Here is an 11184-nt window from a genome sequence, read left to right as displayed (position 1 = left end):
TTGTTCCCGGTCAGTGGAGGCGCATTATAGGGAGTTCCTGACAGCCTGCAACCCCTAATTTGAAAAAACTTTTCAACTGCTCATTAATACGGCAAAAACCGTAGATATGGCGAAAAAAAAAAACAAAAAGGGGGCGATTTCTCGCCCCCTTGAGGATTAACGATTACTGTCTGGCAATGATATGCCCGTTTTCCACATCCAAAGTAACAGGTACTCCCGGGATTAATTTGCCGGAAAGTATCTGCTGCGCCAGCGGGTTCTCGATTTCCTGCTGAATCGCGCGTTTCAATGGCCGTGCACCATAAACAGGGTCAAAGCCGGTTTCCCCCAGGAACTCCAACGCAGGTTGAGTAATGGTAACCTGATAGCCACGCTCTTCCAGACGTTTATACAGCCGCTCCAGTTGAATACTGGCAATTGAGGCCAGATGTGCTCGACCAAGCGGATGGAAGACAACCACCTCATCTATACGGTTAATAAATTCAGGACGGAAGTGATGGCTAACAACCTCCATCACCATATTCTTCATTTCGGTATAACTTCTTTCACCGAAACGTTCCTGAATCAAATCTGAACCGAGGTTAGAGGTCATGATGACAACCGTGTTACGGAAATCAACCGTTCTCCCCTGCCCGTCAGTCAAGCGACCATCATCCAATACCTGCAACAGGATGTTAAACACATCAGGATGTGCTTTTTCCACTTCATCTAACAAGATTACAGAATAAGGACGACGGCGCACCGCTTCCGTCAGATAACCACCTTCTTCATAGCCAACGTAGCCCGGAGGTGCACCAACCAGCCGAGATACGGAATGTTTCTCCATAAACTCTGACATATCAATACGCACCATGGCATCGTCGCTGTCGAACAAGAACGTGGCCAATGCTTTACATAATTCAGTTTTACCTACACCCGTCGGGCCTAAGAATAAGAAGGAACCAATTGGCCGGTTCGGATCTGATAACCCAGCACGACTACGGCGGATAGCATTGGATACTGCTTCGACTGCTTCATCCTGACCAATGACACGTTTATGCAGGTCTTGTTCCATGCGCAGCAATTTATCGCGCTCACTTTCCAGCATGCGTGATACCGGAATACCCGTCCAGCGCGCCAGGACATCAGCAATCTCAACCTCAGTGACACGATTGCGCAGCAACTTCATGGTTTTCCCTTCCAGCGCATTGGCTGCCGCTAGCTGTTTTTCCAACTCAGGGATTTTACCGTACTGAAGTTCTGACATCCGAGCCAAGTCACCCACACGTCGAGCCTGTTCTAAGGTAATTTTGGCCTGTTCCAACTCAGTCTTAATATTCTGAGTCCCAGTCAGTGAGGCTTTTTCAGCTTTCCACTCTTCTTCCAGTTCAGAGTACTCACGCTCTTTCTGCTCTAATTCGGTATTGAGCATTTCCAGCCGTTTTTTACTGGCGTCATCGGATTCTTTGTTCAGCGCTTGCTGTTCCAGTTTCAATTGGATAATTCGGCGCTCCAGCCGATCCAATGATTCTGGTTTTGAATCCATTTGCATACGGATACTGGAACCGGCTTCATCGATCAGGTCAATGGCTTTATCCGGTAACTGGCGATCCGAAATATAACGGTGCGACAGTGTTGCCGCGGCAACAATTGCCGGGTCGGTGATCTGCACATGGTGATGCAGTTCATATCGCTCTTTCAGCCCGCGCAAAATGGCAATGGTGTCTTCGACTGTCGGTTCCGCAACATAGACTTTCTGGAAACGCCGCTCCAGCGCCGCATCCTTCTCTATATACTGGCGATATTCGTCCAGGGTGGTCGCACCGACGCAATGCAGCTCACCGCGCGCTAACGCAGGTTTCAGCATGTTACCAGCATCCATCGCCCCATCGCCTTTCCCAGCGCCAACCATGGTATGCAATTCATCAATGAACAAGATCACACTACCTTCTTGTTTTGATAAATCGTTCAACACGCCTTTTAGACGCTCTTCAAATTCACCACGATACTTAGCACCGGCAATCAGTGAGCCCATATCTAATGACAGCACACGTTTATGTTTCAGGCCTTCAGGCACTTCGCCATTGACGATACGTTGTGCCAACCCTTCCACGATGGCGGTTTTACCGACACCGGGTTCACCAATTAATACCGGGTTGTTTTTGGTACGACGTTGTAACACCTGAATAGTACGGCGAATCTCTTCATCACGGCCAATCACCGGATCAAGTTTCCCCTGCTCCGCACGTTCAGTCAGGTCGATAGTGAATTTTTTCAACGCCTGACGCTGATCTTCAGCGCCTGGATCATCGACTTTGTCACCACCACGCATATTTTCAATTGCCTTATCTATTTTATCAGTTGTTGCACCGGCAGCCTTTAACATGTCAGTTAAGGTGCCGCGGTCTTCAAGCACAGCCAACACGAACAGTTCTGAAGAGATAAACTTATCTGCACGCTTTTGCGCTAATTTGTCACAAAGATTCAATACACGTACCAGCTCGTTTGATGGTTGAACATCACCGCCGGTACCTTCAACTTGTGGAAGACGACCTAAAGCCTGCTCAATGTCGCTGCGCAAACTGGCAACATTAATACCCGCCGAGGTCAACAATGGGCGAACCGTCCCCCCATCCTGATTGAGCAGTGCGCTCATCAAATGTAACGGTTCAATAAACTGGTTGTCGCGCCCAAGCGCTAAAGACTGGGCATCGGCGAGGGCAAGCTGGAATTTGCTAGTAAGACGATCCAGACGCATAACACCTCCGATATTGGTCAAAATTGCTACTGGAGATTAGATGAGGTCATCCCTCAAATTTTCAAGGTTATTTCGACACTATATTTAAAGTAATTCGTTATGCGTCAGCGGATCGTCCTAATTCAGTAGGTTATATCAGCCAGACTAAACTTGCCATACGTCCAGTGATTCCATCGCGCCGATAAGAGAAAAATTGCTGTTTTTCACTCACAGTACAGCGATTACCGCCATAAATAGCGTGAATACCTGCAGCCTGTAGCCGCAAATGAGCCAATAGATAGATGTCAGCGAGATATTTGGTGCCTGAAGGAACAAAAGCAGAGGCGGATGCTGGGTCGATATTGATAAAGGCCTGTTTCACATCTTCACCCACTTCGAACTGCTGTGGGCCAATGGCTGGGCCTAACCAGGCAATAATAGAAGCAGGGGCCGCGTTGAACTGCGCCAGCGTCTGTTCAAGGACGCCAGCACATAAACCACGCCAACCAGCATGTGCGGCCGCAACTTCGTCGCCGGCTAATGAACAAAACAGCACCGGTAGGCAATCTGCGGTCATTACGGCACAAACTTGCCCGGCAACCCGGCTATAAGCCGCGTCAGCCTGTACATCAGCTACCGCCTTACTATCCAGATGCAGGACACGAGTACCGTGTACCTGCTCCAACCAAACAGGCATTTGCGGCAAGCCAGCCAGTTCAACTAATCGCTGGCGATTAGCTATCACACTGGCTGCAACATCACCAACATGGGTACCAAGGTTTAATGAATCATAAGGCGATTCGCTGATACCACCGTGACGGGTGGTGCTACATGCCTTAACACCGGCAGGCATCGGCCAGTCTGGGAGTATCAGTTGGGGACTCATTACCAATCCATCTGGTCTTTGAATTCTTCAGTATCAGCCTTCAGCGCATTTATCAGCTCAACCATATCTTCTGGTAATGCTGCATGCCATTCCATTTGGATACCACTGATAGGGTGATACAAACGCAGCATGGTGGCATGCAATGCCTGACGATCAAAACCACGCAGAATGGAAATAAAGGAATCAGAGGCGCCTCTTGGTGGGCGCGGACGGCCACCATAAAACTGATCACCCACCAGCGGATGGTTAATATGAGACATATGCACGCGGATCTGATGGGTACGGCCCGTTTCTAAACGCAAACGCAGGCGGGTATGGGCGCGGAAATGCTCCATAATCCGGTAATGGGTAGTTGCTGGTTTACCCATTGGGTGCACAGCCATGTGAGTACGCTTGGTGGAATGACGCGAAATTGGCTCGTCTACTCGACCGCCCGCAGTCATATTGCCAATGGCTACGGCTTCATATTCACGGGTAATTTCACGCGCTTGCAGTGCTTCAACTAAACGCGTTTGTGCCGGAACCGTTTTTGCTACTACCATCAAACCAGTAGTATCCTTATCCAGGCGATGAACGATACCCGCGCGCGGGACATCCATGATTTCAGGATAATAATAGAGCAGCGCATTCAGAACCGTACCATCTGGGTTGCCGGCTCCGGGATGCACAACTAAACCACGGGGTTTATTAATGACCAAAATATCGTTATCTTCATAGACGATATCCAGTGGGATGTCTTGAGGCGCCCAGCGGGCATCTTCCTCAATTTGCGCGTCAATGGCGACGAGCTCACCACCCAACACTTTTTCTTTAGGCTTATTAATTGTTTTACCGTCGACTGTGACCCTGTCTTCCAAAATCCACTCTTTTATGCGAGATCTTGAATAATCAGGGAACAATTCGGCCAAAGCCTGATCTAACCGTTGACCGAGTTGAGATTCGGCCACCGTTGCGCTGAGTTGTACTTGTTGTGCCATATGCAGCTTCTTGTTCGTTAACGTTGGGTTTTGACGGCGATGCCGTTTAATATAATGTGCTATTGTATCTAGATCTTTGTCGGGAGCTTAACGGACAGTCTCCCGGAATAACACTTCGAGGATAATCAAAACGTCATGACGCGTATGAAATATCTGGTGGCTGCCGCCACGTTGAGCCTGGTGCTGACCGGTTGCTCCAGTAACAAGGACGTGGTTCCCGATAACCCGCCTTCTGAGCTCTATGCTACCGCTCAGCAAAAACTGCAGGACGGTAACTTTAAGGGAGCTATTACGCAACTAGAAGCGTTAGATAACCGCTATCCTTTCGGGCCTTACTCCCAACAGGTTCAGCTTGATTTGATTTATGCGTATTATAAATCTGCTGATCTGCCGTTGGCGCAAGCCTCAATTGATCGCTTTATGCGCCTCAATCCAACACATCCTAACATCGATTACGTATTATATATGCGTGGTTTGACTGACATGGCTCTGGATGACAGCGCATTGCAAGGTTTCTTCGGGATTGATCGTTCAGACCGCGACCCGCAACATGCCAAGGCCGCATTCCGCGATTTTAACCAGTTGATTCAAAACTATCCGAACAGCCAGTACGCAACTGATGCGCAAAAACGCCTGACGTTCTTGAAAAATCGTCTGGCCAAGCATGAACTGGCCGTGGCGCAATATTACACTAAACGAGGCGCCTACGTCGCGGTAGTTAACCGTGTAGAACAAATGTTGAGAGATTATCCTGATACTCAAGCAACCCGTGATGCGTTGCCATTGATGGAAAATGCTTATAAACAACTGCAACTCAATGCCGAGGCAGACAAAGTTGCCAAGATAATTGCAGCGAATCCAGCCTGATATTGTCTGGCTCGATAAAATAACAAACGGCAGCCTAGGCTGCCGTTTTCAATTCTTGCCTTACGGCAGATGTTCACTTTACTGGTGTAGGCCGATAAAACTCACTGCATCAGACTATCGCGCTAATATCCTATCTAAAACAGAAAAATAACGCCGTTTTTAACTGAATGCAGGCAATATAACTTATCAATAATGCGGCATTATAATCAATGATTCAAGCCCCCAGCCGCTATTCCTGACCTTGAATCACAGTTCCCATGACCTTTGCAAAAAGTGACAAAAAAAAGTGACCTTGATCATACATTTTGTGAGAAAGAGAGGTATGCTGAAGTTATCCAAGACGGAGCAGACAGAGAGGTAAGTCATATGACAGTCAACATTACCAGTAAGCAAATGGATATTACCCCAGCAATTCGCAAGCATGTTGAAGACCGTCTCACCAAACTGGATAAATGGCAGGCCCAGTTAATAAACCCGCACATCGTACTGTCTAAAGGTCCACAAGGATTTGTTGCCGATGCAACTATCAGTACACCAATGGGGCCATTGGTTGCCAGTGCCAAACATGATGATATGTATGCTGCAATTAATGAGCTTATCACCAAACTAGAACGCCAATTAAATAAAGTGCAGCACAAAGGTGAAGCTCGCCGCGCAGCAAGTAGTGTTAAAGAAGCTAATCTGGAGTCAGTAGATGTAGAGGAAGAAGAATCCGAGCAAGAACAATAGCCGGAGCCATCCATCTCATTTCGGATCTAACGCGCCTTTGGGCGCGTTTTTTATTGACAGCAATTCAGGCTGGCGGTTAATTTAGAGTCTGATCAGTTTTAAGAACTGACTTTCTTTACTATTTATTTTCGTGGCAACACACTTACGAGTAAAACAGGTAACCAGTAACGATGATCAATAAAGTGTTTTTCTTCGCATTCTTTTTTACCTTCCCCTGATTGGGAGGCGTTTCGTCGTGTGATAAAGAATGCGAAGACGAACAACAAAGCCTCCCAAGCGGGAGGCTTTTTTTATGTGTATATCCTCGTCATACTTCAAGCTGCATGTGCATTGGCTACCTTCCTGCTGCTCGAATTATTTAGGGTATAATCATTCAGAAAAATAAGGCAAATCCCTATGACCGATAATCCATTACTGGTGCTACGTGAACGCATCAGCGCACTAGACTTAAAACTGCTCGCCTTGCTGGCAGAGCGGCGTGAATTAGCAGTGGATGTCGCTAAAGCTAAGCAGCTCCATCATCGTCCTATTCGCGATAAAGAGCGTGAACGTGACTTACTGGATGCCCTGATAACTGCCGCTAAGCCCTATGACCTCGACGGATTCTATGTCACTCGTCTGTTCCAACTTATTATCGAAGACTCGGTCTTAACTCAGCAGGCACTGTTACAACATCAGCTTAATCAAACCGCCCTACATTCTGCCCGTATCGCTTTCCTGGGCCCAAAAGGCTCTTATTCACATCTGGCTGCACGTCAATATGCCGCTCGTCATTTTGAGCAACTGATTGAATGTGGTTGTCAGAAATTCCAAGATATTTTCACTCAGGTAGAAACCGGGCAAGCGGATTACGCCGTCTTACCGATAGAGAACACCAGTTCCGGCTCTATTAACGACGTTTATGATTTGCTGCAACACACCAGTTTGTTCATCGTAGGGGAAATAACCAACCCTATTGACCACTGTGTTCTGGTTGCAACTGAAACTGACCTGAGCAAAATCGAAACCGTATACAGTCACCCACAACCTTTCCAGCAGTGCAGCCAGTTCATTAATCGTTTCCCTCATTGGAAAATTGAGTATTGCGAAAGCACTGCTGCGGCGATGGAAAAAGTGGCACAAATGAACTCGCCGACAGCCGCCGCTCTGGGTAGTGAAGCTGGTGGTGCACTGTATAATTTGCAGGTGCTGGAACATAATCTGGCGAATCAGCAACAAAATATCACTCGCTTCATTGTTCTTGCCCGTAAGTCCATTGAAGTTTCAGAGCAGATACCGGCCAAAACCACCTTAATTATGGCGACGGGTCAGCAATCAGGGGCACTGGTTGAAGCACTATTAGTGCTGCGAGACCACGGTATCATCATGACGAAACTGGAATCCCGCCCGATTAATGGCAATCCGTGGGAAGAGATGTTTTATATTGATGTGCAGGCTAATTTACGGTCCGATTCGATGCAAAAAGCGCTGGCAGACTTAGCACCTATTACCCGTTCGTTGAAAATATTGGGTTGCTACCCAAGCGAGAACGTGATTCCGGTCAATCCAAGTTAACGCAGCGTTAGAGATTCACGACGCTTAGGATTTACAAGGCCCAAGGATGGGCCGAGTAACAAGTGCAACCAATGACGGGTATGATTATAGGCGGCTATCGTTCGCCTGACGCAGCAATGAACGGCTCTCCACCAGAAAACGCTCTGCATAATCGCCAAACCAGTGCTCAACTTTCTGAAAACTTTGGACAAAGGCTTGTTTATCACTCTGCTCGAGCAAAGTAATCGCTTCACCAAAGCGTTTGTAATAACGTTTAATTAGCGCCAGATTATCTTCCGAAGACATAATAATATCGGCATAAAGCTGTGGGTCTTGCGCAAACAACCGCCCAACCATCGCCAGTTCCAGACGATAAATCGGTGAAGACAGTGCCAACAATTGCTCTAGCTGCACGTTTTCCTCAGCCAGATGTAGCCCATAGGCAAAGGTCGCAAAATGCCGTAATGCCTGAATAAATGCCATATTCTGATCATGTTCGACAGCACTGATGCGGTGTAATCTTGCCCCCCATACCTGTAACTGCTCCAACAGCCACTGGTATGCTTGCGGGTCGCGACCATCACAATACACTACCACTTGCTTCGCCAGACTGCCCACATCAGGGCCAAACATCGGATGCAGACCCACAACCGGCCCTTCATGAGCAGCCAGCATGGCTTGCAGCGGCTTGTTTTTCACCGAAGCGAGATCCAATAAAATGCAATCTGGCGGTAATTTTGGCAATCGCCCAATCACTTCTTCAGTGATATGGATGGGTACACTAACAATCACCATACCAGCATCCGCCAGAATGGACTCAGCCTGTGGCCAGTCCCCTTGCTCCAGTGTTTTCACCTGATAACCAGACAAGCCCAGCATACGGCTAAATAAACGCCCCATCTGCCCTTGCCCACCGATAATGACTACGGGCCGCAATTGTGGGCACAAGGTTTTAAAACCTTTGTCATTCTCGCTGGTATAAGACTCTCGCATTATCCGACGCAATACGTCTTCAATCAAATCCGGCGGTACACCTAAAGCCTCGGCTTCCTGTCGGCGTGAGGCCAGCATCAAAGCCTCACGATCTGGAACATAAATAGGCAAACCATAACGGCTTTTAACTTCACCTACTTCTGCCACTAAATGCAGGCGTTTAGCCAGCAGGTCTAACAGTGCTTTATCGACTTCATCAATTTGATCGCGTAAAGCGGTCAGTTCAGCCACCATACTTACTCTTCCTCTACAGTCCGTGCCGCCAGCACTGAACGCAATTCTTGATGCATGCCACGTAACAGGGTTTCGGTGCTTTCCCAGTTAATACAGGCATCGGTCACTGAAACACCGTAGTGCATAGCAGTACGGGGTTGTTCAGATGACTGATTCCCTTCGTGGATGTGGCTTTCCAACATCACACCGGTGATAGAACGATTACCCGCCTTGATCTGTTCAACCACAGATTCAGCGACGGCAGTCTGGCGACGGTAGTCTTTATTCGAATTACCATGACTGCAATCTATCATTAAGGATGGAGTGAGTCCCGCATCCTGCATCTGTTTTTCACACTGAGCGACATCTTGTGCACTGTAGTTAGGGGTTTTGCCACCACGTAAAATCACATGTCCGTGTGGATTGCCCTGGGTTTGCAACAAACAAACCTGACCGGATTGGTTAATTCCCATAAAGCGATGTGGCATAGCCGCAGCACGCATTGCATTGATTGCGGTGCCCAAACTGCCATCAGTGCCATTCTTGAATCCAACTGGCATGGATAAACCAGATGCCATTTCACGGTGAGTTTGTGATTCGGTGGTACGCGCACCAATTGCTGACCAACTGAACAAATCACCCAGGTATTGCGGGCTATTCGGATCCAGTGCCTCAGTTGCCAGCGGCAAGCCCATACCCACTAAATCCAGCAGTAATCGACGGGCAATATGTAAGCCAGCTTCCACATCGAAAGAGCCATCCATTGCCGGGTCGTTGATAAGGCCTTTCCAACCGACAGTAGTTCTTGGTTTTTCAAAATAGACACGCATAACGATATATAAGCTATCACTCAACTCCGCAGAGAGTGTTTTCAAACGACGCGCATAATCCAGAGCAGCATCCACATCGTGGATCGAACATGGGCCACAAACGACTAATAAACGTGGATCTCGTCCTTGAACAATATCAGCAATGGTTTTGCGAGCAGATTCAATCGCATACTGATCATTGTCGCTCAAAGGAAACTGGTTTTTCAGTTCTTCCGGGGTTATCAGTATTTGTTCAGCACTGATATGGACATTATTGAGCGCATCTTTTTGCATGATCATATTCTTTACCCTATCTCTGTTTAGCGGATGTCGTTTAGCGTATTTATCGTTTGATGAGGTACACAATACCATGACGTGTAAAGTTTTCAATCCATATGTGTAAATAAATAATTACCACACTTTTACCGCCCTATTTCTGTCCGACTTTTGCGGTAAGTCGCAGTTTCCGCAGATGGTCCCAACCTCCCTCGGAGGCCATGATAGAATGCGGAAAATTTGTGGAGGCTGTATGTTAAGAGTCATCATCGTCGACGATGAGCAACCTGCGCGTGAAGATTTACGCGAAAGACTGAGTGAAGAACACGATATTGAGATCGTCGCCGAATGCAGTAATGCACTGGAAGCAATCCCTGCAATCCAGCGCTTACAGCCCGACGTGGTGTTTCTCGACATCCAAATGCCAAGAATTAATGGCCTGGAATTGGCATCAATGTTGAATCCAGAAAACATGCCACACATCGTGTTTGTTACCGCTTACGATGAATATGCTATCCGTGCATTTGAAGAGCACGCCTTTGACTATCTGTTAAAACCACTCGATTATCAACGGCTGGCAAAAACGCTAATACGCTTAAGGCGCGGCCTGACCGTAAATAATAATTTACATAAAATCACTGAACCCATGCTGCGGCATATCCCCTGTTCCGGTCATAACCGTATTTTTTTGCTGAAAATTGAAGAAGTAGAATATCTAAGCTCTGAGCTTAGCGGGGTGCATGTCGTCGGGACAGTGCAATCAGGCTATACCCAGTTGTCACTCAAAACACTCGAAGAAAAAACACCATTTATCCGCTGCCACCGTCAATATATGGTGAATACTGAACAACTGGGAGAAATTCAACTGATGGATAATGGCTCAGCCGAAGTGATTACCCGTAGCGGTAGGCATATCCCGGTGAGTCGCCGCTACTTAAAATCACTGAAGGAGAAATTAGGTATTAGTTGAGGGATGTGGCAGTTAAAAATCACAGAAAATTCCCCGACCGATTATACGTTTTATCAATGCATGCCAATCATTAACAGCATGGCGGTGCCAACGCAAAAGGAAAACCGCCCTCAAATTATGATCCAATTGATAATATTAATGTGTTAAAACGGGAAATAATAAGTGTTATTAGAAAATTAACACATTAATTGAATACAATATTTATACATTATTTT

The 11184-nt window shown here is 47.2% G+C and carries 9 protein-coding genes and 1 other annotated feature; of the genes, 4 read left to right on the top strand and 5 right to left on the bottom strand.

What is annotated here, in order from left to right:
- Positions 1-163: 163 nt before the first annotated feature.
- The 3 genes from clpB to rluD all read right to left on the bottom strand — a co-directional run bounded on the left by clpB (position 164) and on the right by rluD (position 4579).
- A complete protein-coding gene (gene clpB, locus V1952_RS15975) occupies positions 164-2737 on the bottom strand; it encodes an ATP-dependent chaperone ClpB (protein WP_372558124.1) in 2574 nt (857 codons plus the stop codon).
- Positions 2738-2867: 130 nt separating this feature from the next.
- The gene (yfiH, locus tag V1952_RS15970; RefSeq protein WP_372558123.1) at positions 2868-3602 is read right to left on the bottom strand and encodes a purine nucleoside phosphorylase YfiH; all 735 of its coding nucleotides are present in this window, start codon (positions 3600-3602) and stop codon (positions 2868-2870) included.
- Entirely contained in the window at positions 3602-4579 is a 978-nt protein-coding gene (gene rluD, locus V1952_RS15965; RefSeq protein ID WP_083160215.1) for a 23S rRNA pseudouridine(1911/1915/1917) synthase RluD, read from the bottom strand. Before rluD ends, yfiH begins: the two co-directional genes overlap by 1 nt.
- A gap of 135 nt (positions 4580-4714) precedes the next feature.
- On the opposite strand from rluD, the gene bamD reads away from it, so the two are divergent.
- The 3 genes from bamD to pheA all read left to right on the top strand — a co-directional run bounded on the left by bamD (position 4715) and on the right by pheA (position 7729).
- The gene (gene bamD / locus V1952_RS15960; RefSeq protein WP_032905545.1) at positions 4715-5446 is read left to right on the top strand and encodes an outer membrane protein assembly factor BamD; all 732 of its coding nucleotides are present in this window, start codon (positions 4715-4717) and stop codon (positions 5444-5446) included.
- Positions 5447-5812: 366 nt separating this feature from the next.
- Entirely contained in the window at positions 5813-6175 is a 363-nt protein-coding gene (gene raiA / locus V1952_RS15955; RefSeq protein WP_083160217.1) for a ribosome-associated translation inhibitor RaiA, read from the top strand.
- A 169-nt stretch (positions 6176-6344) separates the two neighbouring features.
- Positions 6345-6469, top strand: a sequence feature (Phe leader region).
- 102 nt (positions 6470-6571) lie between these two features.
- Positions 6572-7729, top strand: a complete 1158-nt coding sequence (gene pheA / locus V1952_RS15950; RefSeq protein ID WP_083160219.1) for a bifunctional chorismate mutase/prephenate dehydratase — start codon at positions 6572-6574, stop codon at positions 7727-7729.
- 84 nt (positions 7730-7813) lie between these two features.
- On the opposite strand, the gene tyrA is transcribed toward pheA, so the two are convergent.
- Positions 7814-8935, bottom strand: coding sequence for a bifunctional chorismate mutase/prephenate dehydrogenase (gene tyrA / locus V1952_RS15945; RefSeq protein WP_420071952.1), 1122 nt, complete (start codon positions 8933-8935; stop codon positions 7814-7816).
- A gap of 2 nt (positions 8936-8937) precedes the next feature.
- Positions 8938-10017: a 3-deoxy-7-phosphoheptulonate synthase gene (locus V1952_RS15940; protein WP_083160223.1), complete on the bottom strand. Its 1080-nt coding sequence runs from the start codon at positions 10015-10017 to the stop codon at positions 8938-8940.
- Between the two features lie 235 nt (positions 10018-10252).
- On the opposite strand from V1952_RS15940, the gene btsR reads away from it, so the two are divergent.
- Complete coding sequence (btsR, locus tag V1952_RS15935) at positions 10253-10969, top strand: two-component system response regulator BtsR (RefSeq protein WP_083160225.1); 717 nt, start codon at positions 10253-10255, stop codon at positions 10967-10969.
- Positions 10970-11184 lie beyond the last annotated feature (215 nt).

Source organism: Yersinia sp. 2542 StPb PI (assembly GCF_048593855.1).
GTDB lineage: Bacteria > Pseudomonadota > Gammaproteobacteria > Enterobacterales > Enterobacteriaceae > Yersinia > Yersinia enterocolitica_E.
This window is presented reverse-complemented; position numbering and strand designations above follow the sequence as displayed.

Bases quoted from the DNA above. Each gene is read 5' to 3' on its own strand.
- V1952_RS15940 (WP_083160223.1), bottom strand. From the start codon at position 10,017: ATGCAAAAAGATGCGCTCAATAATGTCCATATCAGTGCTGAACAAATA.
- bamD (WP_032905545.1), top strand. From the start codon at position 4,715: ATGACGCGTATGAAATATCTGGTGGCTGCCGCCACGTTGAGCCTGGTG.
- btsR (WP_083160225.1), top strand. From the start codon at position 10,253: ATGTTAAGAGTCATCATCGTCGACGATGAGCAACCTGCGCGTGAAGAT.
- clpB (WP_372558124.1), bottom strand. From the start codon at position 2,737: ATGCGTCTGGATCGTCTTACTAGCAAATTCCAGCTTGCCCTCGCCGAT.
- yfiH (WP_372558123.1), bottom strand. From the start codon at position 3,602: ATGAGTCCCCAACTGATACTCCCAGACTGGCCGATGCCTGCCGGTGTT.
- pheA (WP_083160219.1), top strand. From the start codon at position 6,572: ATGACCGATAATCCATTACTGGTGCTACGTGAACGCATCAGCGCACTA.
- tyrA (WP_420071952.1), bottom strand. From the start codon at position 8,935: ATGGTGGCTGAACTGACCGCTTTACGCGATCAAATTGATGAAGTCGAT.
- raiA (WP_083160217.1), top strand. From the start codon at position 5,813: ATGACAGTCAACATTACCAGTAAGCAAATGGATATTACCCCAGCAATT.
- rluD (WP_083160215.1), bottom strand. From the start codon at position 4,579: ATGGCACAACAAGTACAACTCAGCGCAACGGTGGCCGAATCTCAACTC.